Source organism: Alteriqipengyuania triglochinis, assembly GCF_054655655.1.
The window spans coordinates 825,288-850,537 of the sequence record NZ_BAAHNC010000002.1 but is presented as its reverse complement, the minus strand read 5'-3'; the positions used below and the strand labels follow the sequence as shown (position 1 = coordinate 850,537).

The 25,250-nt window shown below is 65.1% G+C and carries 12 protein-coding genes; 7 read left to right on the top strand and 5 right to left on the bottom strand.

Going from position 1 to position 25,250, the window contains the following annotated elements:
• Nucleotides 1-10 precede the first annotated feature (10 nt).
• Nucleotides 11-1,309: a flagellar hook protein FlgE gene (locus tag ACYQ0L_RS09890; protein ID WP_459788942.1), complete on the bottom strand. Its 1,299-nt coding sequence runs from the start codon at nt 1,307-1,309 to the stop codon at nt 11-13.
• A 160-nt stretch (nt 1,310-1,469) separates the two neighbouring features.
• Between ACYQ0L_RS09890 and ACYQ0L_RS09885 the strand changes: the two genes are divergently transcribed.
• From ACYQ0L_RS09885 to ACYQ0L_RS09865, 5 genes are all read left to right on the top strand, one after another.
• Nucleotides 1,470-1,874, top strand: a complete 405-nt coding sequence (locus tag ACYQ0L_RS09885; protein ID WP_459788941.1) for a flagellar biosynthesis repressor FlbT — start codon at nt 1,470-1,472, stop codon at nt 1,872-1,874.
• A gap of 10 nt (nt 1,875-1,884) precedes the next feature.
• Nucleotides 1,885-3,213 carry a flagellar protein export ATPase FliI gene (fliI, locus tag ACYQ0L_RS09880; RefSeq protein WP_459788939.1) on the top strand — a complete coding sequence of 443 codons (1,329 nt, stop codon included), beginning with the start codon at nt 1,885-1,887 and terminating at the stop codon, nt 3,211-3,213.
• Complete coding sequence (locus ACYQ0L_RS09875; RefSeq protein WP_459788938.1) at nt 3,210-3,662, top strand: hypothetical protein; 453 nt, start codon at nt 3,210-3,212, stop codon at nt 3,660-3,662. The genes fliI and ACYQ0L_RS09875 overlap by 4 nt, the downstream gene beginning before the upstream one ends.
• 6 nt (nt 3,663-3,668) lie before the next feature.
• On the top strand, nt 3,669-4,709 hold the full coding sequence (locus ACYQ0L_RS09870; protein ID WP_459788937.1) for a peptidoglycan-binding protein: 1,041 nt from the start codon (nt 3,669-3,671) through the stop codon (nt 4,707-4,709).
• A 238-nt stretch (nt 4,710-4,947) separates the two neighbouring features.
• Entirely contained in the window at nt 4,948-5,994 is a 1,047-nt protein-coding gene (locus ACYQ0L_RS09865) for a sigma factor (protein WP_459788936.1), read from the top strand.
• A gap of 187 nt (nt 5,995-6,181) precedes the next feature.
• On the opposite strand, the gene ACYQ0L_RS09860 is transcribed toward ACYQ0L_RS09865, so the two are convergent.
• The 3 genes from ACYQ0L_RS09860 to ACYQ0L_RS09850 all read right to left on the bottom strand — a co-directional run bounded on the left by ACYQ0L_RS09860 (nt 6,182) and on the right by ACYQ0L_RS09850 (nt 11,419).
• Entirely contained in the window at nt 6,182-7,729 is a 1,548-nt protein-coding gene (locus ACYQ0L_RS09860) for a C69 family dipeptidase (protein ID WP_459788935.1), read from the bottom strand.
• Between the two features lie 117 nt (nt 7,730-7,846).
• Entirely contained in the window at nt 7,847-10,705 is a 2,859-nt protein-coding gene (locus ACYQ0L_RS09855) for a TonB-dependent receptor domain-containing protein (RefSeq protein WP_459788934.1), read from the bottom strand.
• 240 nt (nt 10,706-10,945) lie between these two features.
• Nucleotides 10,946-11,419, bottom strand: coding sequence for an Lrp/AsnC family transcriptional regulator (locus ACYQ0L_RS09850; RefSeq protein WP_459788933.1), 474 nt, complete (start codon nt 11,417-11,419; stop codon nt 10,946-10,948).
• A gap of 189 nt (nt 11,420-11,608) precedes the next feature.
• Between ACYQ0L_RS09850 and ACYQ0L_RS09845 the strand changes: the two genes are divergently transcribed.
• On the top strand, nt 11,609-13,555 hold the full coding sequence (locus ACYQ0L_RS09845) for an isoaspartyl peptidase/L-asparaginase (protein ID WP_459788932.1): 1,947 nt from the start codon (nt 11,609-11,611) through the stop codon (nt 13,553-13,555).
• Between the two features lie 4 nt (nt 13,556-13,559).
• Complete coding sequence (locus tag ACYQ0L_RS09840; protein ID WP_459788931.1) at nt 13,560-14,777, top strand: cystathionine gamma-synthase family protein; 1,218 nt, start codon at nt 13,560-13,562, stop codon at nt 14,775-14,777.
• A 288-nt stretch (nt 14,778-15,065) separates the two neighbouring features.
• Here the strand turns inward: ACYQ0L_RS09840 and ACYQ0L_RS09835 are convergent, their stop codons facing one another.
• Nucleotides 15,066-25,208: a putative Ig domain-containing protein gene (locus ACYQ0L_RS09835; RefSeq protein ID WP_459789032.1), complete on the bottom strand. Its 10,143-nt coding sequence runs from the start codon at nt 25,206-25,208 to the stop codon at nt 15,066-15,068.
• Between the last annotated feature and the right edge of the window lie 42 nt (nt 25,209-25,250).

Here is a 25,250-nt window from a genome sequence, read left to right as displayed (position 1 = left end):
AGATGGTGGATCAGCGCTTCAGCGCACTGACTTCCTGGAGCATGTCGTCGACCGTGGTGATGATCTTGGACGATGCGCTGTAGGCCCGCTGGAAGCGGATCATGTTGGTGAACTCCTGCGCCAGGTCGACGTTGGAGGCCTCCAGCGTACCGGACGCGATGGTCCCGCTGCCAAGCTCGCCCGGACGACCGATGACGACATTGCCCGACTGCTGCGAAACGCCGTAGGCATTGCCCGACTTGCGCGTCAGGCCGTCCGGATTGGCGAAGGTCGCCATCGGCAGCTGGAACACCGCACGGGACGTGCCATCGTCGAAGATCGCGCTGACGATGCCTTCCTTGCTGACATCGACCGAGACGAGGTTGTTCAGCATCCCGCCGTCCGAGCTGGAAGCGATGAGCGCGGACGGACTGCCGAACTGGGTCAGCCCGTCGAGCCCGTCCTGGCTCCCCAGGTTCAGGTCGATCGGCGAGGAGCCGGCCTGGTTGGTCCAGGTCACGTTGAGGCTGTCGAACAGCGCCGGGCTGGAATTGGCGAGATCGAGGCTGCCATCCGGGTTGAAGGCGACATTGCCGCTGGCCAGCAGGCCGTTGGCGGCGGTCACTTCGGCCGGATCGCCATAGATTTCGGCCACCCACGCGTTGGGGCCGGTCTTGACGAAGCCCATCGTCACCTGGTGGCCGCCGCCCTGGGCGTCGAACACTTCGAAGGTGCGGGAAAAATGCGGTTCCAGCGCGCCGGTCGCCATGTCGCCTGCGGCATAGGCACCGGCAAAGGGTTCCTGCGTGGACTGAAGATTGGCGCGGACCTGCAGGCGGGTGGTGGCCGCCGCAGTGCCGGTCAGCCCGCTCAGGCGCACGGGCTCCAGTTCGTTCAGGCTGCCGGTGCTGGTATAGCCGCCGGTGGAATCGAGCCGCCAGCCCTGCAGATAATAGCCGCCGGTATTGCGCAGGTAGCCCTGTTCGTCCGGACGAAACGCACCGGCGCGGGTGAAGGCGACGCCGCTATTGGGGTCTTCACCCTGGCGCGTGACGAAGAAGCCGCCGCCATCGATGCCGAGATCGGTCTGGCTGCCGGATGCCTGCAGCAGGCCCTGCTTGGAAATCATGGCCCGCGGCGCGGCGGAGACGCCGCCCGCCGAGTAGTTGCTGCGCATGCTGCCGTCGGTGACGAGCGAGCGGAAGTCCGCCTCGACGCCCTTGTAACCCACGGTGTTGATGTTGGTAATATTGTCGGCGACGGTCGCCATGGCGCTCGATTGAGCACCGAGACCGGACACGCCGGCGTACAGAGCGGAATATAGGCTCACAGAAATGGACCTCCTCGATGGCGGGCACGGGCGCCCGATCACAGGAGCATTGTAGGATGGCCGATGGGCCAAACCCCAAGGGGGGTCAGTTTTTTCCGCCGGACCGCCGTCGACGGTCGCGTCCCTCTATAATGGCATCATCCAGCCAAGGGGACACGGAATGCTCCGTATTACATTACGCGACGGCGAAAAGGTCGTCATCAATGGTGCCGTGCTGCGCTCGTCCGGCCGCTCCGAAATCGTGGTCGAGAACGCGGCGGCGATCCTGCGCGGGCGCGACGTCATGTCGCCCGAAGAGGCCGACACTCCGGCCAAGCGGCTCTATTTCGCCTGCATGCTCGCCTATCTCGATCCGGCGAACCTGACCCAGTACCAGGGCCGCATCCTTTCGCTGTTCGAGGATTTCGTCGAGGCCGTGGAAGCGCCCGAGGCCAAGGCACACTGCCTGTCCTTCGCCCGCAACGTCGCCTATTGCGATTTCTACCGCGCGCTGAACGATTGCCGGTCGCTGATCGCCTACGAAGCCGAGGCGCTCGATCGCCTCGCCCCCGCGGACGCGGCCTGACGTTTTCGCCATGCAGACGCTGGCCTCAGCCGCGCGGGCGATCCGCGCGATCCAACCCGATCGGCATTTCGGCTCCGTCGCGGCAGTTCGCGGCGCGCTGATCGAGGTCGAGGGTCTGCTGGGCGCAGCCCGGATCGGCTCGCGGATCGCGATCCAGTGCGATAGCGGCTGCGTCGATGCGGAGGTCACCGGGCTCGACCGGGAGACGGCGCACTGCCTGTCGTTCAACGATCCGCACGGCATCGCCACCGGCTCTCGGGCCGATCTGCTGCAACGCCAGGCCACCTTGCGCCCGACCGACCAGTGGCTGGGCCGCGTGGTCGACGGACTGGGCCGGCCGATCGACGGCAAGGGACCGCTGCAACCCGGCCCCCTGGCCCGCCCGTTCAAGGCCGATCCGCCCGCAGCGGCGCACCGCACCCGCGTGGGCCACCGGTTGGAGACCGGCATCCGCGCACTCGATCTCTTCGCCCCGCTTTGCAGGGGCCAGCGGCTCGGCCTGTTCGCAGGCTCGGGGGTGGGCAAGTCCACCCTGCTCTCGATGCTGGCGCGCTGGGTCGAGACCGACGTGGCCGTGATCGGCCTGATCGGAGAGCGTGGCCGCGAGGTGCAGGAATTCATCGAGGACGATCTCGGACCCGAAGGCCTCGCGCGCAGCGTCGTCGTGGTGGCGACGTCCGATTCCCCCGCGCTGATGCGCCGCCAGGCCGCGTGGACCACGATGGCGGTGGCAGAGCATTTCCGCGATTCGGGACGCGACGTGATGTGCCTGATGGATTCGGTCACCCGCTTTGCCATGGCGCAGCGCGAAATCGGCCTCGCCAATGGCGAGCCGCCGGCGACCAAGGGCTATACTCCCACGGTGTTCGCCGAACTGCCGCGCCTGCTCGAACGGGCAGGCCCGGGCGGGCCCGGACAGGGATCGATCACCGGCCTGTTCAGCGTGCTGGTCGACGGCGACGATCACGACGAGCCGATCGCCGATGCCGTGCGCGGGATTCTCGACGGGCATATCGTCATGTCGCGCAAGATCGCCGAGCGCGGGCGCTTTCCCGCCATCGACGTGCTCAAGTCGGTTTCCCGCATGCTGCCGGAGTGTCACGCGGAGGAGGAGAACCGCCTTCGCCTCGCCGCGCTCGGCAGGTTGTCGACCTATGGCGACATGGAAGAGCTGGTCCGGCTCGGCGCGTACGAGGCCGGTGCCGATGCAAGCGTGGACGAGGCGATCCGCCTCGCCCCGGCCATCGAAGCCCTCCTCAAGCAGACCAAGCATGATCGCGGATCGACCCCGCAGACCTTTGCCCGACTCAACGAACTGATGACGGAAGCCCCGCAATGAAGACGCCTTTCGACACCGTCCTGCGCGCCCGGCGCCGGGACATCGACCGCAAGCAGATCGCAATCCACGCGAAAACCACGCGCCTGCAGCAGATCGACCGGGCCAGGGAAGCGCTCGAACGCGAACTGGCCCACGAATACAGGGCCAGCGCAGAAAGCTGGGCCGCCTCGTCGGAAGCCTTCATCAGGCGCCGGCTGTCGCAGCAGGCGCACCTCGCCGCGCAGCGCATCACGGTGGCGGAAGAGATAAAGCGCCTGCGCCAGGAAGCAGTCGCGGCCTATGGCGCGCGCCATGTGATCGAGAACGCGGCCGAGGCCTTTCTCGACGATCACCGCCGCCAGAAGTCGCGCGCCGAGCAGCGCGAGGCAGACGATCTGAGCGCGGCCCGGGGGGCCTCCGCTCCGCGTGGGGGCGGCATGCCTGTCGCCCTCCGGCTGGCATCCCGGTAGCGCGCCATGCAGACGACCGGTCTCGAAGCCCTTCCCCCGCAGGAGCGTGCACGGGTCATCTATACGCAGGCCCGTTCCGAGATGAACGCCCGCCTGTGGCAGGCGGCGATCGGCGGTGCGCAGGATTCGCGCCCGGGCTCGCAAACCTCCTGCCCGCATCACGGCCAGATTTTCCCGACGGACATGATGGCCCTGCTCGGGCCGGGGGAGGCGATCGGTCCGCAGAGGCACCCGGGCGATGGATTCGCTCCCGCCTCGGTGCCGTCCCCCTTCTCGGCCCCGCCCTCGCCCCCGGCACCCACCGTGGCGAAGCCGACGGTGCAGGTCGACGCCGCACTCGCCATTGCTTCGAAGGTCCGGGACATGCCCTCTGGCGGAACCCTGGGGGGCCTTGGGCCCAACGCGCAATTCGCCGACGTGCTGCAGAAGGCGGCGCAGCGCAGCGGGCTGCCGCCTGCGACCCTGGCCGCGATCGTCGATGCCGAAGCGGCCAAGCGTTCGGACGGCACGTGGAACCTGCACTCGCGCAACCCGCGCTCCAGCGCAGCGGGACTGGGACAGTTCCTTTCGGGAACATGGATCGGCATGGCGCAGACGCCGGGCAACTGGCTGCACGATGTCGCCCGCCAGAAAGGCTGGCTGACCGAGAGCGGCCGGGTCGTGCCCGCCGCCCGGGGATCGCTGCTCGCCATGCGCTACGATGCCCAGGCCTCGATCAACAGCATTGCCGATTACGCCCGGTCCAACATCGCGACGATTCGCAAAGCCGGCGTTGCGACCGGCGACAATCCCCAGGCGCTGGCCCGGATCGCCTATCTCGGTCATCACCTGGGGCCGGGCGATGCGATCCGTTACCTCAAGGGAGGCCTGAGCGAGAGCCGCGCCGCGCATCTGCTCAAGGCGCAGATCGGTTCGGGCCGCGCCATCGAGAAGATCAACCGCACCGGAGATGCGGCCGTCGCGCATCGCGAGTGGCTCAGCGGCTATGTCGATCGCAAGATCAGGCCCGATCGATTCGCGATGCTGACCCGGACGAGCGGTGGCTGACCCGCACCAACCGGCCCTTCACCCGCCAGACGGGTTCCCTTTCCCGACCGCCTTGCAGGCACGGCGCAGCGCGAATTTTCGCGCGCCTTGCCGCACCCCTTCCGTAGAATCCCGGAAGGGGCGGTACTGTAGCTTTGCTTAAAGGAAAAAACCCGAAGCGACAGAAATCGGGCTTTTTTTTAGAACATCCTCATCAAGCCAGCAGCACGGATGTGTTGTGAAACCGGGGATCGTTAAAATGTCTAAAAGCACGGAAGCACTTGAAGTCGCTGTCGCGGAAGTATTAGCAAACACCAATTCGGACGGTTCGCCAAGGACGGCACGCCAACGTGCGAATATCGACAAGGCTTTTGTTCGCATTCTCAAGATCGCTGCTCCGCGCATTCGCCATTTCATCCGCCAGTACGGCCTCGGCAATCATTACGAAGATGCCGAGCAGGTCTGCGCAATCGCGGTTCATCGCGCGATCGAGGCCTACGACCCGACGAAGGCGAAGTTCACCACCTTCCTGAACTGGCAGATCCGCGGCGAACTGCAGAGCCTGCGCTTCCGCCTGATGACCGACCAGCGCCCCTCGGCCCGCAAGGTCGATGCCGTCACCATCACCCTCAACGCCGGAACCACGACTCTGGACGGTGAGGAAACCAGCCTCGAAGCGCTGATCGAAGACGAAGAGGCGCTGGAAAGGACCGAACAGGCCGCGTCGGAGCACCTCGCAGAGCATACCTGCAAGGCCTTGGTCGACGCGTATATCGAAGCCGAGCGCAAGGCTGGTATCGAACAGCTGCGCAAGCGCGCCCGGTCCCGTCCGCGGGGACGCGATATCCGCGAAACCCGTCCCGATCTGCCGGTCAGCTTCCGGGCGAATGCGGCACGCCCCGATCCGGAGGAACTGGCCAGGCTGCACGAACGTCTCGAGCGTGATCGCGCCATTATCGAGCGCAGCATGTTCTCCGGCGACACCAAGCTGGCGCTGAGCCTCGACAACAGCCTGACCCGTGAACGCATCCGCCAGATCGTCCGCCGGGCCAGCAAGCACATGGCGACGCTGGTTCGTACCGATCCCCGCTTCGCCATGCTCGCCGAGCAGGCTGGCCTCGGAGGTGCACTTCCGGCAGCCCAGCGTCCGGAACCCGCCCCTGCCAAGGTCGGCATCCTGCCGGCGGCCAACCAGCCGCACAACGCCGACATCACGGTCACCCGCCCTGCCGATTCCGCACCCCGCAGGCCCGCGATCCGGCCGGTGGTGGCGGCCAGCCCCCGGTCCAACGGCCTTTCGGCCTGAGGCAGGAATGGGATCAGGGCCAGGCCCTGACCGATAATGACATCAAAGGCCTGCCCGGGGAGACCATCCTCCTCCGGGCAGGCCTTCGCCATATGGAGTTGCCGCGCATCCCGCCCCGGCCGATCGATCATCGTGCCCCATCTGGCGCAGTGCGACCGGCGGCATCTGCCCGCGCGGCGACCTTCGCCTAGCCCGGCATGTCCGGATCGCCGTTCGCGAGGCAGTTAACCGTGGGGTCGAGGGTGTTGATCTGCGTGCCCGCCGGTGCCCGCCGCCCCGGCACCAGCCGCGTATAGGCGTCCAGCGCAGCGGCCATCGTATCGCCCATGTCGAGCGCGGCGATCGCGCGCGTTCCGGCATAGTGGGTCAGCAGCTTGCGCGCCGCATCCCGGTCTCCGTTCGCGATCATCGTGCGCGCCGTGCGCTCGACCCATGGCAGGTCGCCGCGGGTCTCACGCTCGAACGCCGTCAGCATATTCGTCACCGGCGGCAGCAACTCGTCGGGAGCTGAGCAGGCGTAGTACAGCACCCGCTTGAAGGTGCGCCCGGCAAAGCGGGTCGCCTCCTGCATCTGGTAATCGGGATTGAGGAAGGTCGCCGCCGAATCCTTGGTCAGGTAGCGGTGCTGGGCATATTCCAGCGGCACATTCTCAACGCCGAGCCACCAGACGTTGAACGGCGCCGCGACCGATCCGGTCGGCGCGTTCCACACGCGGATCAGGTCCGGGTCCGCAAGATCGCTGCGCAGGCTGACCATCTGGCCGTAGCCGCTGTCGTCGTCGACCACGCGCGGGTCGCGCACCCGCTCCATCAGGTCGGCCTCGCTCACGGGCACCATCGCGCGCGTCGCGGTCTCCATCGCGGCGGGCGACATCAGCTTGATGCCGGGATCGCGATAGTCGCGGATGCCCTGGTCGCCATAGACGTGCTGGACGTTGAACGGCTCGCCCGCCGCAGGATCGTACCAGCCCTGCGCGATGGCGAAGGAAATGAAGTTGGCCGAGGCGAGGTAATCGGGATTGTCCGAAAGATCGGTCGGGATCTCGCCGATCCCGCCGGGATAGAGCACGCGCACATCGTCGCCATCCAGCCGCTCGGCAACCCATAGCCCCTGCCCGCCTGCGAACTCCCAGACGACCCAGCCCTCGTTGGGGTCGGCGATCAGGTGCGTGTTGCCGCCATAGGTCGCAAAGCCGTGCTGCGCGATCAGGTCGCCGATGATTGCGACCCCTTCGCGCGCGGTGCGGGCGCGCTCCATCACGATCCGGGCGAGGTCCGAATATTGCAGGCCACGCTGCGGGCGCGGGGTCATGTCGACCAGTTCCTGCCGGCTCGGTGCCCAGACATCGCGCACGGCGACCTGGTGTTCGTTGACGCCGCCATTGGTCAGCGGCGGCGGGAAGCCTTCGAAATCGGTATAGGCCATCTGCATGTAGCGGAAGGTGTGCGCCACCTGCGGGATTTCGATCAGCTCGCCCGGGATCACCGCATCGGCGGTGACGCCCACCGTGATCGTCGCATCGGCGGGGTGATCCTTTGCGGGCACGATCTCGAGCCAGTGGCTCGACACCTCCTCGCCCGTCCCGCCGACCATCACGCTGCCGTCCTCGGTCAGGTTCTTGCCGACATAATAGGCATAGCTCGCCTGTGCGGCACTCGTGGCGAGCAGCGCGGCGCAGGCAATGGCGGCGGGGATGAAGCGCAGGGCGGATCGCAAGAAGAGGAGCTCCTTCATGACGGGAAGCCCCCCTTCTTGGCGGTAGCGGTAATGAGGTCAATCGCGGGTCGGGTCAGGGCCGGTCTCCCCCGGCCATTCCCTGCGCGCTAAGCGGCATGCGCCGATCCCGCGACATCAGAACCGCAGGCTTGCCGAGACATAGAACTCGCGGCCCACGCTGTTGTACCAGGAGCTGTTGTAATACGGGTAGGACGCGTGTGTCGGGTCCTTCGGCGGATCGCTGTCGAGCAGGTTGTTGATCCAGAAATTGAGGCGGATATTGTCCGTCGCCCAGTATTGCGTCGAAAGATTGTACCAGACCGTGCCGGGAATGCGCCCGTCCCAGTTCCAGTTGGTCAGCTCGCCCGTATAGAGCCCGGTCAGCGTCACCTTGAACCTGTCGGTACTCAGCGTCGCCCAAGCCTTGCCCTTTTCCTTCGCCACGCCGTAGCCTTGCGAGACGTCGAATTTATCGATCACCGGATCGCCGGGATACTGCTGGAGGGTGTGGTTCAGCACGTAGGTGAATGCCCCTCCCAGCGAGAGGTCCCACACATCGTCGAGCGAGAACCAGCCATCGGCGGAGAAGTCGATCCCGTCGGTGGTCTGCTGCGCGGTGTTCACCGGCAGCACGTCGATAAGCCGGATATCGCCCTCCAGCGGCCCGCTGTCGTACCGGGTCACGCGCGCCAGCGCGTCCTGGCAGGTGGGCGAGCCGACATCGACCGTGTTGCCGTCGAAATCGGTGCCCAGCCGGCAGGCCGCCTCGTCGCGCAGCAGCAGATCGGTGCTGAGGTTCAGCACTTCCTCGTTCAGTTCGACGCGGTAATAGTCGACCGAGAACTGCCAGCGCGAGGATGGTGCCCACACGATCCCGGCTGTCAGGGATTGCGCAGTTTCCGGCAGAAGATCGGGATTGCCGCCCCGGCGCCCAACGAAGCGCGACCAGTTGTCGTCTATACAGTCGGTATAGCTGGGGGAGTCGTTCTCGACGCGGCAGGCGTAGTAGTCTGCGCCTGAGGAATTCACCGTGCCCTGCCCGCGATAGACGTAGTGGAGATCGGGGGCGCGAAAGCCCGTGCCGATCGCGCCGCGCACCAGCAGCGTATCGGTGGGGCGCAGTTCGGCCCCCAGATTGTAGGTGAACTGGCCGAAGTCGTTGTCCGCATATTTGTAACGATCGTAGCGGCCGGCGCCGGTCAGCTGGAAGAAATCGAACACGGGCACGCGAACCTCGGCGCCCGCGCCCCAGTGATCGCGCTTGCCCGCGCCATCCGAATCCTGGATGCCGACGTAGTATTGTTCGAGCGCCCGGGGGTCCGGATTGATCTCGTATCCCGAATTGCCGATCTCGGCGACCGCTGCGAAACCGACCGGACCGGCAGGCAACTGGAACAGCTCGCCAGTGCTGACGGTCGCCTGGAAATTGTTCACCCAAGTCTTCGGCTCGTAGACCGTATCGGCGGATATGCTGGCATATTCCGCCGGTGTGAGCGCGGTGAACAGGCGCGTCGGATCGGCATTGAACCGCTGATAGCCGCTGGCGTTATCCGGATCGTCGACCGGTTGGCCGAGGAAGAAATCGTTCGCGGCATCGATCACGATCTCCGGCCACGAGAGGCGCGATCGGTATTCGGCGTGGTTGTAATAGACCTCGTAGTTCCACTCCTCGCCGAGACCGGGGTCGAAGGTGCCCTTGATGCCCGGCGTGATGTTGAAGGTGTACGAACGCGCCTTGATCATCGAGTTTTCGAAGCCGCCGGTTTCTTCCGGCGTGAAAATGCGCTGCCAGTAATCGAGCCCGTCGTCCCAGTAGGAATTGGTGACGTCGACATAGTCGGGGTTGTAGAACAGGCCCGACTCATCGCCGTCGGGCGCCTGATAATACCAGGTCTTGAAACCGTTCAGCACCTGCCGTTCGACATAGCCGAACTGCGCATCGAGGAAGATGTCGAGCCGGTCGCTCACCTCGTAGCCGGACGAACTGTAGAGGTTGAACTGGTCCCAGCCCGATGTGATCGCGCCGTAACCCCATGCCTCCTGACTGCCGCAGAAGTACCCCGGCGTGGTATCATAGCTCGGATACTCGAAGCCGTAGCCTTCGCGGCTGGCGTAATAGGTCGAGTCTTGATTGGTGAAGGACAGCGAATCGCACGCCGCTTGGCCCGGATCGATGTAATATCCGTCAGAATCGGTGCGCAGGAAGTTGCGATAGGCGAGATCCGAGGTCGGGCTGTCGAGCCCTGAGTCCTGGATATCGCGCTCGAACCCGAACAGCTGTTCCTGATGGCTGAACTGCGCCCCGATCAGGGTGTAGAAGCGGTCGGTCTGGAAGCCGGTCGAGCCGGACAGCTTGTAGGATTCGCCGCCGCCGCGCCCGGTGAACCCGGCCCGCGCATCGATCCGCGTGCCGGTGACTTCCTCGCTCAGCTTGAAATTGACCACGCCCGAAATCGCGTCGGACCCGTAGATGGCGGAGGCCGCGCCGCTCAGCACCTCGACCGAGTCGATGAAACCGGCCGGAATGCTCGAGATATCGGCGACGTTGCTGTTACCGCCATAGGGCATCGGGAAGTTCGCGATCCGCCGCCCGTTGACCAGCACCAGCGTATGGTTCGGGCCAAGCCCGCGCAGGTCGACCTGCTGCGCGCCGGGCGTGAAGGTGTTCGCGCCGTAATCCTGTGCGGTCTGCGTATCGCCGTTGTTCTGGGACAGCGAGGCGAGGATCTCTGGCACGTCGGAATAGCCTTGCTCGAGAATATCGTCCGCGGTGATCGTCACCACCGGCGCCGGCCCCTCCTGCTCGATGCGCGGAATGCGCGAGCCGACCACGGTGATGATGGGCGCGGCGGGATCGGCCGTGCTCTCCTCCTCGCGTTGCACATCTTGCGCGATGGTGTCGGCCCCGGTCGCGTCATCCTGGGCGACTGCCGCGGTGGCGGTGGCAAGCAGGCTCGTACCGGCCAGTGCCGTGGCGATTGAGATTCGGCGCATATATGTGTCCCCCCTCGGGCGCAGGGCGCCCGCGATCATGATGACTTCGCCCTGAATCGGCGTCCCCTCCCGTCTCCACCGTCAGGCGGAGCGGCCATCTTCGCTTCCGCAAGATCCTCCCGAGATTAAGCGAAAGCGAAAAGTGTTCGCGGGAAACTATATCGTGCTGGCCCCTGGGCTTCGGGCAAATCCGATTGCCCGAGCGACAAATTCTGTCGTCTCACCCCGGAAAAGTGCAGATTATATGTCTAGGTGCACCGGCAGAGGCCCGTTCGTCTTTACGACGCTCATCACCACGCAGGTCTTGAACGTTTTGATCGGGTGCCGGTCGTAGAAGAAGTCCCGCGTGAACTCGTCGTACTCGTCCATGTCGCGCGCCACGACGGTCAGGATGAAATCCGCATCGCCCGTAATGTAATAGCCGTTGGTCACCTGCGGCGTGTTGCGGATATCCTGCTTGAAGCGGTCGATGACCCCGCGATCCTCGCGATCGAGCGTCACCATCACCAGCGCCATGATGTTGTAGCCCAGCGACCGGGGCGACACGATCGCGGCATCGCGCTCTATGATCCCGTCCGCCCGCAACCGCTTGAGCCGCTTGAGCGCCGCCGTTGGCGACAGGCCGCAGGCCGCGCCGAGCTGCTCGGCAGTCAGATGCGCATCGGCCTGCACCGCTTCCAGCAGGCGGGCGTCGGCTGTGTCGATTTTCCTCATTCGGGCGTTCCACCTCTCTCCAGCGACAGATTTTGTTCCAATTCGTCGTGAATGCCACAGATATAGTTTGTCCTATCTGCGAAATTGGTCGCGGTCGAATCGTGGGGGGTTAGGACGGCGGATGGTCGAAGTTCCGTCGTCTAATACCGCCCCTTCCTTCCATTCGATCGACGTCGGAGGGTCGAGTTCATGTTTCGCAAGCCATTCCTTGCCGCCATCCTGGCCGCGCTGACCGTGCTGCTGCCCGGCCTCGCCCATGCTGAAAGCGGGTCCGGCTACACCTATTATGAAACCGGTGATCTGTCCGCGCCCACGCCGCGCTCACCCTCGCTCGGCCTGCTGCTGATCGGCGGGGCGGACTGGAGCGAGCCCGCATGGCGCTGGTTCGCCGGCAAGGCAGGCGGCGGGCACCTCGTCATCCTGCGCGCCTCGCAGGATGGCGGCGACGGCGAGTGGCTGATGGAGAATATCGGCGGGATCGCCTCGGTCCGGACGCTGGTGTTCTCCGACCGCAAGGCCGCCTTCGATCCGCGTGTCGCGCAGATCCTGTCTGACGCCGACGGAATTTTCATCGCGGGCGGCGACCAGTCGAACTATGTCCGCTTCTGGAAGGACACGCCCGTGGCCGCCGCGCTCAACGCGCATGTGGCCGCAGGCCGCCCCATCGGCGGCACCAGCGCCGGGCTCGCGATCCTCGGCGGCACGGGATACGGTGCGCTGGCGGCCGAGGCTGTGGACTCGGCCGAAGCCCTCGCCGATCCCAAGGGGCCGAAGGTGACGTTGGTCGGCGATTTCCTCGCCCTGCCCTTCATGCGCGAGGTCATCACCGACACGCATTTCAGCGAACGCGAACGGCTCGGCCGCCTTGTGGGCTTCGTCGCGCAGGCGCGTGCGTCGGGGGACCGGAACGCCATCGGCCTCGGCATCGATGAAGACACCGCGCTGTGCGTCGAGGCCGACGGAGCCGGGCGCCTCTACACCACCAGCGACGGGCATGCCTGGCTGATCCAGCCGCACGGTGCCCCGACTTTCGAGAGCAACGGCGCGCTCGACTGGCAGGGCGTAGAGCTTACCGGCATCGGCCCGCAAAGCCGCGTCGATCTTGCGCACATGACCGTCAGCAATCCGGCCTTCGCCGGCACCGCGCGGGTCGAGGCCGGCGCGCTGCGCGACGTCCCCACCCCGCCTCGGCGGCGCGAATGGTCGCTCGCCATTCATGGCGGGTCGGGGGTGATCGAGCGCGGCGACCTGACGCCCGAGATGGAAAAGGCCTATCGCGCCAGCCTGCAGGCGGCGCTGGCGGCAGGCTCCGCGGTTCTCGAGAACGGCGGCAGCAGCCTCGATGCGGTCGAAGCGACCTTGCGCGTCCTCGAGGACGATCCGCTGTTCAATGCCGGGCGAGGCGCGGTGTTCGATGCTGAAGGGCGCAACCAACTCGACGCCGCGATCATGGACGGCGCTACCCTGAACGCAGGCGCCGTGGCAGCGGTCAGCGCCACCAAACACCCCGTGACACTAGCGCGTGCGGTGCTGGAAAATTCGCGCCACGTCCTCCTGTCGGGCGACGGGGCGGACCAGTTCGCCCGCGAGCAGGGGATCGAGCAGGTCGATCCGTCCTACTTCCGTACCGAGCATCGCTGGCGGCAGATCGAGGAGTGGCGCAAGGACAATCTCTCCGCCCTCGCGCTCGACCCCACGCATCGCTTCGGCACGGTCGGCGCGGTTGCGCTCGACAAGAACGGAAACCTCGCCGCCGCTACCTCGACCGGCGGGCTTACGGGCAAGCGCTGGGGCCGGATCGGCGATTCACCGATCATCGGTGCAGGCACCTACGCCGCGAACGGCAAGTGCGCGGTCTCCGGCACCGGCACCGGCGAATATTTCATCCGCGACAGCGCCGGGCGCCAGGTGTGCGACCGGGTCGCGTGGAACGGACAGAGCATCGCACAGGCAGCGGACGATACCATCGCGTCGATCGGCGCGCTGGGCGGCGACGGCGGCCTGATCGCGATGGACGCGATGGGGCGCGTCGCCTTCGCGATGAACACCGAAGGAATGTACCGGGGCGCGGCCAGCAGCGACCACCCGGCGCAAGAGGCGATCTACGCCGACGAAACGCTGGCGAACGAGGATTGAGATAATGGCCGATTACACGCCCGCCAACGGGTCAGACCGCATGTCCATCGCCAACCAGAAGCTCGCCACCATCGCCGTGTGGGGCGGCGAGGAAAAGCCGCTCGCCTTCGGGGCCGCGCAGGTGCCGATCGTGCAGAGCGCCCCCTTCGCCTACGAAGACATGGACGAATGGGCTGCGGTCGCGCTGGGGCAGGCGGAAGGCTATATCTACAGCCGCAACACCAACCCGACCGTGGGCGTGTTCGAGGAGAAATGCCGGATCCTGGAAGGCGGCGAGAAAGCCATCGCCTTCGCCAGCGGCATGGCGGCGATTTCCAACACGCTGCTCTCCCTGCTGTCGCCGGGCGACCGCGTGGTTTCGATCAAGGACAGCTACGGCGGCACCAGCCGCCTGTTCATGGACACGCTGCCGCGCATGCATATCGAGGTCGATCTGGTCGAAACCAGCGATGCCGACGCGATCGACGCGGCGATCGATAAGGGCTGCGAGTTGGTCTATCTGGAAACCCCGACCAACCCGACGCTCAAGATCATCGATCTCGACCGGGCGATCCGCGCGGCCAAGAAGCGGGGCGCGATCGTGGTGGTCGACAACACCTTCGCCACCCCCATCAACCAGCGGCCTCTGGAGTTCGGTGCCGACCTCGTCCTGCACTCCGCCACCAAATATCTCGGCGGGCACGACGATGCGATGGGCGGCGTGTTGATCGGGCGCGAGGATCTGGTGAAGACAGTGTACGAGCACCGAGAGATCTGCGGTGCCGTCCTGTCCGCCTTCTCCGCCTATCTCCTGCTGCGCGGGATGAAGACGCTCGACCTGCGCGTGAAGAAGCAGAACGAGACCGGGCTCGCCGTGGCGAAGTTCCTCCACCAGCACCCGAAGGTGGCGAGCGTGTTCTATCCCGGGCTCGAAAGCCACGACAAGCACGAGGTGGCGAAGCGCCAGATGTCCGGCTTCGGCGGGATGCTCAGCTTCTCGGTCGATGGCGATTTCGACGCGCTCAAGCGCTTCGTCGGCGAGCTGAAATATATCCACCGTGCGGCCAGCCTCGGCTCGGTCAACACGCTGATCGGCCCGCCCTCGGTCACCAGCCATGTCGAATGCACGGCAGAGCAGCGCGCCGCGCTCGGCATTTCGGAGACCCTGCTGCGCTACTCGTGCGGCGTCGAGGATGCGGACGATCTGATCGCCCAGCTCGACGAGGGCCTGAAGGCCGTCTGACGGAGAGCGAGCTCCGCACGACCTCGATTACGCCCCCGAGTGCAGCGCACCCGGGAGCGCACCGCGTCGCTCTTTGCAAGCAGGAGGTTCGACAAGCGCCAGTCTCGTGTAGAACGCCCCGCCCGGCGCCGGGATCGATCGATTCCGGCAATTCGGCTACTCGGGCAGCGCACTTCCAGTCTTGGACGGAACTTGCCGAGACCCGGTCCGAAGTGCTCGGCAGCAGTCGGCTGGTCACCGTGGACGACCCGCCGCCGAACAATAGAACAGGCCGCGGCCGCAGCCGGATCAGGCGTAGAATAGTACGTTTTCTACGGTCTGCCCCTGCAGACAACGCGTTTCCACCGCTCCGCCGGCTCCGAACATCCCCATATCCTGACGGATTAGTGCCAGCTTGCGCCCGAGCTCGGCGTCCTGCGGCGCCGGGCCGTATCCTCCGGACAGGCTGCCCTGGCCTGCGAGCAACGACGCTAACTCCGAAGCAATTGCAACGGCCTCGCGGGGCCCGCCGGTTCGCGGTTCCTCCAAGGCTGTTCCCGGCGAGGAGTGCAGCGCATCGCCGTCGACAAACCGGAAGTCGGAGGCATCGAAAGCGAGCCCCCCAACGCCCGAATAGCTCGCATTGAAGCCGAATCCGGCCCGGCCGCCGGGGGCGATCTCGTCGTTTGAGGCCGCCGCCTCGAACAAGAGGTCGCCGTTGGCGAGCTTCCGCGCGGTGGCATTCCAGGTGCCGGTGATGGACATATTCACGCCGTCGGGGACATCGAGCACCAGCTGCCAGCCGTCGATCCGCGCATTGCTCGTATTTACGAACGATACGTTCTGGCCAAGGCCGCTGCCCCAGTCGTTGGTGGGAGCGACGGTGAGCGCGGTATCGGCCTCGTCGGCGAGATTGAAGGCAGGATCCCGGTCGAGGATTTCGAAAGCGAAATCGTCTTGCGCAAAAGGACCACCGTCGACCTGCAGCGTGATCCGGAAGGTCTGACCTTCGGCTAGCTGTGGCTGGTAGGACTGTCCGACGGTGGTGAACAGCGCGCCGTCCTCGGTGACCCTGAAGGTCGCCGGTCCGGGGAAACCATCGACCCAGCCGCCGATGACGGTCCCGGGCCCGGTATAGCCTGCCAGAATGTCCCACGCCCTGAGTTCGCCGTCGACTATCGCATCGGCCTGAACCTCGTACTGGAAGGTGACGTTGTAGCCTCCGCCCCAGCTCGGATTGTACCAGCTGTTAAGGCTGACGAAGCTGAACCCTTCAGGGCTGCCGCTTTCGTTTTCCTGGCCGTCGACCGTCAGGGCGAACTCGTCGGATACCGCAAGGCTTCCATCCGAGGCCGTCACGCGGATTGTGACCGCCGTGTCGGCGTCCGGAGCACGGCCGCTGAACGCGAGAGTGACCGGATCGAAGGACAGCCAAGCCGGAAGCGCGCTGCCATCGGCCAGGGTGGCTGAATATGCGAGCGCATCGCCGTCGACATCGGCAAAGCTCGCCCCCGGAAGGCTGAAGGAAATGCTAGCATTGCCATCGAACTCGCGGTCTTCGAGCGGCATCGCGATCGTCGGGGCATCGTTGACCGGGTCGATATGGAGCGTGAAGGGGCTCGCGGCCCGGAGGTCGCCGTCGTCGGCGCGCAGCTGCAGTGCCAGAGCGCCGTGGAAGTCGAGCGGCGGCGTTCCACGCAGCTCTCCGTCAACGAATTCCAGCCAATCGGGAAGAGCGCTGCCGTCTGCGCGCGTGACCGAATAGGTCAGCGCATCGCCTTCCGGATCGGCGAACCCGTCCAGCGGGACCGCAATCGCGAACGTGGTGTCTTCGCCCGCCGCCAGGTCGGCGAGCGGAGCGGTTACGACCGGGGCGTCGTTGACCGGGCCGATCGACAGCACGAAGCTCGTGCTGGCGGTTTCTTTGCCGTCACTGGCAGTTAGGTCGATGGCCAGATCGCCGAAGAAGTTCGCGGGCGGAGTGCCGGTGAACAGGTTGCCGTCGAATTCCAACCAGTCGGGCAGCGCGGCGCCGCCCGCCAGCGTGGCGGCAAGCGTGAGCGCATCTCCATCCACGTCATCGAAGATACCGGCGGGAAGCGACAGGTCGACCGCGGTGTCTTCATCGAACCGCGCATCGGGGAGCGTGCCGGCCACCACCGGGGAGTCGTTGACGGCCGCAACGGTGAAGGCGAGGTCGCTCGATACGGCCAGTTCGCCGTCGCTCGCGGTCACCCGGAGATCGAGCGTACCGTTGAAATCCTGCGGCGGGGTGCCGGTGAAGCGTTCGCCGTCGAAAACCAGCCAGTCGGGCAGGACGGTTCCGTCCGCGAGCGTGGCGGTGAGCACGAGGTCGTCGCCATCCGCATCGATGAACGCATCGGTGGGAAGCGCGAAGTCGAACGCGCTATCCTCTTGGACCGAAACGGGTGCGAGCGGCGCTCCTGTTTCGGGCGCTGTGTTCGTCTGCAGGAACAGCGAAAATCCTGCAGACGCGGCAGCGCGGCCATCGCTCGCGATGACAGACAGTTCGATCGGGCCGACAAAATCGCCGGGCGCCGTACCCGACAGGTCCACTCCGTCGATGATCAGCCAGTCGGGAAGCTCGCTGCCATCGGCAGCGACGATCTGAACCGTGAGCGGATCGTTCTCGGCATCCGCAAAAATGCCGGCCGGCAGGGTGAATGCAAAGGCCTGGCCCGGACGGATGCCCAGATCCTGCGGCGCATCGACCACCGCGGGCGCATCGTTGACCGGGATCACGACCAGCTCGAGCGCCGCGGTGCTGACGGTCTGTCCGTCTTCGGCGAACACAGCGAGCGCAATGGTGCCGTTGAAATCGGCCGGCGGCCTGCCGGATAGGCGCGCACCGTCGAACGACAGCCATTGGGGCAGCGGGGACCCGTCCGCCAAGCGTACCGAAACCGCGGCCGCATCGCCGTCGGCGTCGCTCACGGCGCCGACCGGAAGATTCCAGTTGATCATGGTGTCCTCGAACACCTGGATCGACGACTGCTCGATGGCGATGGTCGGGGCGTCGTTGACGGACGCCACCGCGACCGACACGCGCCCGGTACCGACACCGCCATTGCCGTCGGCCACTCTGAAGGTGAAGCCAGCTTCGCCGCTGAAATCGGCGGCCGGACGGAAGCGCACATTCCCGTCGCTGCCGATCCAGACCTGCCCGTTCGCAACATCGGTGAAAGCGCCAAGCGTGAGAGCATCGCCGTCCGCATCGGCCGCCAGGGCCAGCAGATCGGCGCGCGCGATCACGAGCGTGCCGTCCTCGTCCATCGTATACGCGGCATCGCCCGCGTCGGGCACGGTGTTCCCGGGGGCCAGAAGAATCGTCGTGCCGTCGCTGCGGAAATGCAGCTCTTCGACATTGCGCAGACGGTCGGTGCCGTCGCGGTTGCCAACGAGGTCCTTCACGACCACGCGGTCGCCTTCGAAAGTTATTTCGTATTCATCCCGCGATCCGCGCAGTTCCACCGTATCGCGCCCTGCCTCACCGTCGATCGCATCGTTCCCGCGCCCGCCATCGAGAATGTCATTGCCCAAGCCGCCGGCAATCACATCGGCGCTGTCGAAGCCGCGAATGACGTCGTCGCCCGCTGTCCGTCCGGATGCGAGTACGCGGCGCTGGATGTCGAACCAGTCGAGCGTCGTGCCGTCCGCCAGTTCGAAACTCTCCACCCGCGCAGCAGGCGAGCCGAACTGGCCCTTGACCGTGAAAGCGAGCCGGTCGCGACCTGCGATCTCGATCAGAAGGTCGGAACCGCCTGCGCCGGTGCGGCCGAACGCGATATCGTCGAGCGCGATGCCCGGTCCAAAGCGCACGAGGTCGTTGCCGCCGGCATCGCGGATCGTGTCCTCGTCGTAGCCGCGCCCGAAATCGTAGATGTCGTCGCCCGTCCCGCCGAGCAGAAGGTCGTCGCCCGTGCCGCCGTCGAGTACGGTCCCCTCGTCGCCGCCACGCACTACCGGGCCCGACGAAGTATCGACCCCGCCGACCAGTCCGCGCACGACGTCCCAGCTGTACGCGGTGCCGTCGGCGAGCTCGAAGCGGGTGACCGGCTGGTAGTCGTTGCCGTTGTAATCCTCGAAGAACTGCCCCGCGATCCGCAGGGTCTCGCCGGTTTCGCGGATGCGGACCAGCAGATCGTTTCCGTCGGCGCTGGCGAAGAAGGCCAGCTCGCCGAGCGAAGCGATGCCCTTGAAACGAACCGCATTGTCTTGCCACGTGTCGGGAGAGTTGGAGCCGAATACGGTATCGTTGCCCGATCCTTCTCCGAACACGGCTGTTGCATCGCCATCCCTGAACACGATGATGTCGTCGCCGCCGAGGCCATCGATCGTGCGGCCGGCACCAACATAGAGCGTGTCCGTCCCTTCGGTCGGACCGGGACGCAGCGCATCGAGATCGATGACCCGGGGGCCTTCGCCGCCTGCAACGCTCTCGTCGCGCTGGACGACGAAGGGAAGGATATCCTCCCAGGCGGTGAACTCGAGGACGAACCCGAACGGTGTCGACATTTCGAGGCCGATCTGGCCGACCACGAAGCGCTGCAGCGGACCGTCCGGCTGGCCGTCGAGATCGTCGTCGAAGGCATATTCGTCGGGCACTCCGTCACCATCGACATCGCGGGCGAGAATCGACAGCTCGGGACTACCGATCCTGAACGTGGTGAGGCCGCTTGCAGGATCGGCATAGCGCGTGACCGACGAGCCGGTGTTCTGGTCGAAATAGTTGTCGATGGTCTCGACCGTCCAGTCGGCCTCGCCGTCGCCATCAATGTCGGGATTGTCCCAGTCGGGTGCTCCGTCGCCGTTGAAGTCGAACGCCGCGACATCGGAAATGCCGTCACCATCGGCATCGACCGCTGCCCAGTTCACCGTGCCGTCGGCATTGCGCGGCAGCGCGAACTCGTCTCCCGAATATGTACCGTAGTAGTCCGGCTGGTTGTCTCCGTCTTCGTCGGAGAAATAGATGGCATCGAAGAACCCTCCGTCACCCAGCGGTATTTCGAAAGAATCGAAGATGCCGTCTTCATTTTTGTCGTTTGCATAGAGTTCGGCAATGCCGTCCCCGTCGATATCCAGCGAGGCGTACCGGTGAGTTTCCCAGTCGGCGATACCGTCTCCGTCTGCATCGGGGCCCGCCCAATTCGGTTCGCCGTCACCGTCGGTATCGAGAAATGCAAGGTCCGCAGACCCGTCGCCATTGGTGTCCAGCACGCTCCAGCCGCTTGCGCCCGATGGCGCGGGTTCGACCGCGGTCCACGGATCGACCGGCTCTCCTCCCGAGAGCCCGCCGAGGAATTGTCCTACGACGCGCAACGCCGCTCCGGTCGCGAGATTGCGGATCACCAGATCGGCGGGCGAGGACGAATCCTGGACAAACTCGAACTGGTCGAGGGAGGAAGCGCCGCTCAGGATGACCCTGTTCGAACGCCAAGCCGCAGCCGCTGCCGTATCGTCGAGTACGCCGTCGGAAAATACCGCATCGACGAGCACGTCGTTGCCGCTGTCGGGAGCGAAGCCGAGCCAGACATCGCCTTCGAGAGCAAGGTAGGTGGTCGCTGCGGAGGGGTTCAGGAAGACCTGCTCGCCGCGATCGAGGAACTGAACACCGATCGGTCCGGTCCATCCGAACGAAACCGTTTCACCGTCGGAATAGCTAATGCCCCCGATGCTGTCGGTCCCGACGATCACGCCATCGTTGCGGTCGTTGAACGATAACAGCACGTTGTCCGAACCGTCGTCGAGAAAGGTCACCACCAGATCGGCCGGATCGAAGCCCTCGCCGAGCACGATCTGGTAGATCGAGTCGCCGACCAGCCGGTCGATCCCGTCACCGAGATTGAAGATCAGCGTGTCGCTTCCGCCGCGACCGAAGACTATGTCGTCGCCCTTGCCGGGCTGGAAGACATCATTGACCGCCCCCGGGAGCCCCTCGCCCGGAAAGTCTTCGAATTCGGATACTTCTCTCGCGCTTTCGGTCAACATCGCGGCAGACGGAATGTCGCCGCGGTTGAAATCGCCATTGAACATGTCGCTGCCATCGGTCGCCACTTGGGCTCCGACCAGCGCGCCCTCCCCGTCCGCCCAATAGCGCAGTCCCGCCTCGTCGCGGACGTTGATCTTGAGGCCCTGGATCCGGTAATCGTCTCCTTGGAGTTCGCCTTCGATCACGATTTCCTCACCCGACAGACTTCGGATCACGGTCACCGGCTGGCCGTCGCGCCGTTCGACGAACACCGCGACGTCCTCTGCAGCGATGCCGTCCAGCCGGATATGGACCGTAACATCGGGCTCGCCGGTGTTGATGACGGTATCGCTGCCCATCCCCGCCGCCATCACGACATAGAGGTCGTTGAACGGATTCACGATCGTGTCGTCGCCGGCACCGCCATCGATCCAGGAACCGTCCGGGCTGATGAACCCGCTGTTCGGCGCACCGAAGTTGAAAAACGTGTCGGCACCATCGGTACGTTCGGAATCGTGCACGATCTGTTCGATGTCGCGCTGGCTGATCTCGCTGCCGTCGGCGAAGATGATCCGTTCGATCCAGTGCGCACCGCCGCGATCGCCCTCGCCGTAGCCATCGCCGAGCGAGTCCTCGAAGTGATGGACGTAATCGTCGAACGGCGTGCCGTCGAGCGTGAGCGTTTCGCCCGTGTCGTTGATGGTGATGACGAGCGAGAGCGGATCGGATGCATCGCGCGAAAAGGTAACGTCCGATCGGTTGAGGCCCACCAACGTCAGCGTATCATTGTCGCCGCTGCCGCCGAGCAGGCCGTCCTGCTCCTTGATCACATCGTGCCCGTAGCCGCGGCCGAAGCTGTAGTCGTTGGGCGATCCTGTCCCGATGAGCGTGTCATTGCCAGCGCCGCCATCGAGTGCACGACGTCCATAAAGAAGGTCGTCGCCGTCGGTTGCAACAGCCATTTGCGACACGATACCGGTAAGCGAGACCGATTTGTTGGAAAAGCGAAGGAAGCTGTTTCGGATGTCGGCAGCCAGCGGTTCGAAGACATTCTTGAGCGTGAGGCTGTCCTCGTCGGTGATCGAGATCACCAGGTCGTATCCCGACCGGGTGTAGGTCACGTCGGAGCTGTGCGAAATCCCGGAAAACTCGAAATCGGTGTTGTCGATCCAGGAATCATAATATTCGTCATGGCCGAACCCCGCCGTCAGGACGACCCGGTGCCAGCCGTTGAAGCTGAAAATGCGATCGTTACCCGCGCCCGGGCGGAAAACCTGCCGCTGGCTCGCGTAGCTGTAGAGGATGTCATCGCCTTCGTCGCCGTTCAGCAGCTGCCCCGAGGTGAGATCGACTCCCCGCCCGTCGGCGAATTCGATGCGCTCGATATCGCCTTCGCCCGGGATCGGAGCGCCCGTGCTGTAGTCCGATTGGTTGCCGATATCGATGCGGATGTCCCGGTCACCGATCCGTAGTCGTATGGGCGAATAATAACTGTCGCTCCCGGCGAACGTCAGATCTTCGAGCGTGTAGGCAGAGTCGACAGTTATCGTGTCGTAACCGAACCCCTCGTCATAAATTCCAATCCGCCCAGCGCTGACATGGTAGGTGTCGTTGCCGAGGCCGCCATTGACATAATCGTCACCGCCATTGGGCAGGATGAGATCGGCCGCGTCGGTTCCGGTGATGAAGTCGCGCCCGGCTGTGCCGTAAATGGTTTCCTCGGTCGAGGTGCCTGCAAGCATTGCCTGCGCCAGCAGCACGGCTGCCGGGCTGAGGGTCTCGCCGCCGATTTCGACCGATGTCCGGTTTACGGATGAGGTGCCGCGCACCACTACGCGGTCGCCCGTCGTGCGATCGGTAATGCTGAGGTCACCACCACCGATGCTGAAATCGAGGTTGGCGCGCGATACGCTGTCGTCGAAGGCGAGCACGATGGCCCCTTCGTGGTCGTCGATGGTCGTCAGGCCGTAGCCGGCCCGCAACACGTAACGGTCGTCCCCGTGACCGCCCTTGAGCGTGTCGCCTCCGCCGCGCCCGTCGAGGACGTCGTCGAGATAGGTGCCACCGATTTCCTCGCCCGCCGAAGTGCCGGTGGTGAGCAGCTGGCGTATCTCGGCTGCGGTCAGAGTGGTGCTATCGGCGAAGATAAACGTCTCGATCCCGACGTTCTGTCCGGAGAACTGACTGGCGATCAGGGCGGACCCTCCGCCCTCGAGAGCGATAGCCAGGTCCTTCCCGCGGGCCCCGCCGACACTCAGATCGGCGTCGGCGAAGGCGGCGTCGACATAGATCCGGTCGTCCGGCGAGGCGCTGTCGGGTCCTTCCACGATCCAGTCCGCGCCGCTATCCGCGCTGACGGTATAGCGGTCCGATCGGCTGAGTCCTACTAGCAGCTGGTCCGCGCCGTCGACCCCGAAATCGAAAGACGTGCCGTTCCCGCCGATCTTCAAACCGTCGGTATCGCCGACGAGATCGGTAATGCTCGCACGGCTGTCATCGGCGAAATGGACCGTATCGACCGGCGAGCTCAGACGGCCGTTCGTGACATCGAGCACGAAGCGAACCGATTTGTCGCCATTGCGCAGTTCGACGGCGATGCTCGAATAGATTGTTCCGTTCGACAGATCGGTATTGAGCGCCAGGGTCTCGGTCGATACCACCGTTTCCGCGCGCGACCAGCCGCGAAGGACCAGCGTGTCGCCCCCTGCGGTTTCTCCGGTGATATCAAGCTCGCGAACCGTGTCGAGCACTACGATCCGATCGCTGTCCGACACACCCGATAGCGTGACCTTGTCGCCATCGGCCACGAGAATGCGCGCGCCGGGATAGGTCTCGTTCCCGATGGTGCTGACCCGGGTGCCCATCCCGATCCCGCTCGAATCGCCGATGAACAGCGCCGTGCGCAATCCTTCCGCGGTGAAGCCGAGCTCCTGCTGGGCAAATACCGCATCGAGTGCATCCGTGATCGTCCGGTCCGAGGCCCCGAGCGCGGCTCCGTATTGCCGAACCACACCCGACATGGCCTTCCAGTAGCGCAGCCTGTCGTCCGCATTGGCCGGTGCGCTGGACGCGACATCCTCGATGAGGCTTGCAAGGGTCGTATCGCTGCCGACGACGAAGTCGGCTGCCGCCGCAAAAGCCGTATCGGGCATCAGGTGCGCGCCCAGCGCGCTCTGGCCGAGAAGCCGCGCGGCGACCCGGTCGACCAGTGCCGACCATTCCTCGATCAGCAGCGAGGCGGCATCGGCGCGCGGATTGGAGCCGATGACCGCCTGGTTGAATTCCTTGCCGACGATCTGCTCTATCACATGGAGCCAGCGAGCATTGATCGTATCGCCCCGTTGCTCGGGATCAATGGCGTCCGCTCCGGTCCAGCGCAGCACGATCCGCTGTACACGTTCGTGAATCTCACCCGCCCGCGATATATCCAGCGTCGCGAGCTCGCGCACGAGGTTCTCGAGGCCAGCATCGCGTGCCATCGCGACATGGAGATCGGCCAGCGAACCCGACCCGAGAATGTTCGGCAGGTCTTGCACCCGGTCAAGATCGAGTTCGGGGTCGACGATTTCGCGCGCATCGAATTGGTCGATTGCCAGATAGGCATCGTAGATCGTGCGCATGGTGCCGTCGGCAAATGTCACGCTTGAGGATCGGGTTACGGAGGAGTTGTCGTTCGGTCCCGTGAGGTGATCAGACTTCGCCGTCACGAGACCGATCGAAACGATTCCGAGGTCGGCAAGCGAAACCAGTTCGCCCTCGTCGGTCACGGCATCGCCATTGGTGTCGATCCACACCTTGAGCGTCCCGAAATCGGCATCCGCCGCCGTGATGGTGCCATCGGCATTCGAATCGAGACGGGCCAGTTCGATGAAACCCGCTTCGCCGAACTCGCGCAGGCTCCCGCCATCGCTGTCGACATTACCGGTACCGAACATCTCGGTGCCATTGTCGATCGTTCCGTTACCGTCGAGATCGCGCACCAGGAACCCGTCGGCCGCCCCGGCCCAGGCGACCCGCTCGGCAAAGCCATCATTGTCGAGATCGAAATAGGCGGTGCTGGCGGTGAGCGCGGTCACCACACTGCGGTCGCCGTCGAGATCGATGATCAGCGGGTCGCGCTGCTTCTCGCCATCGTCGGTCGGCGGCTCGTCTTCCTCCTTCTTGAGCCTGATACCGGCGAGACCGTTCGAGAAGTTGTTAATGGTTATGGAAGATGCCCCGAGGCCGAACAGGCCGCCTGGAGAGGTCACCGTCAGCGTGCTGCCCGACAGCTCGTATGTCGTGCCATCGTCGGCTTCGTAGACGCCCGATCCCTCGCTTGTCTCCGTTCCGCCCGTGATCAGCTTGCCGAGTAGCTTGACCCGGTCACCGCGATCGGGATCGTGAATGACGTCGCCATCGTTGGTGAGGAAAACGTCGCTACCGCGGCCGCCCCAAAGCTGGTCGGTATAGCTGATCCCCAAGGTCGTATCATCGGTCGCCGCGTCGATTATATCGTTGCCGGA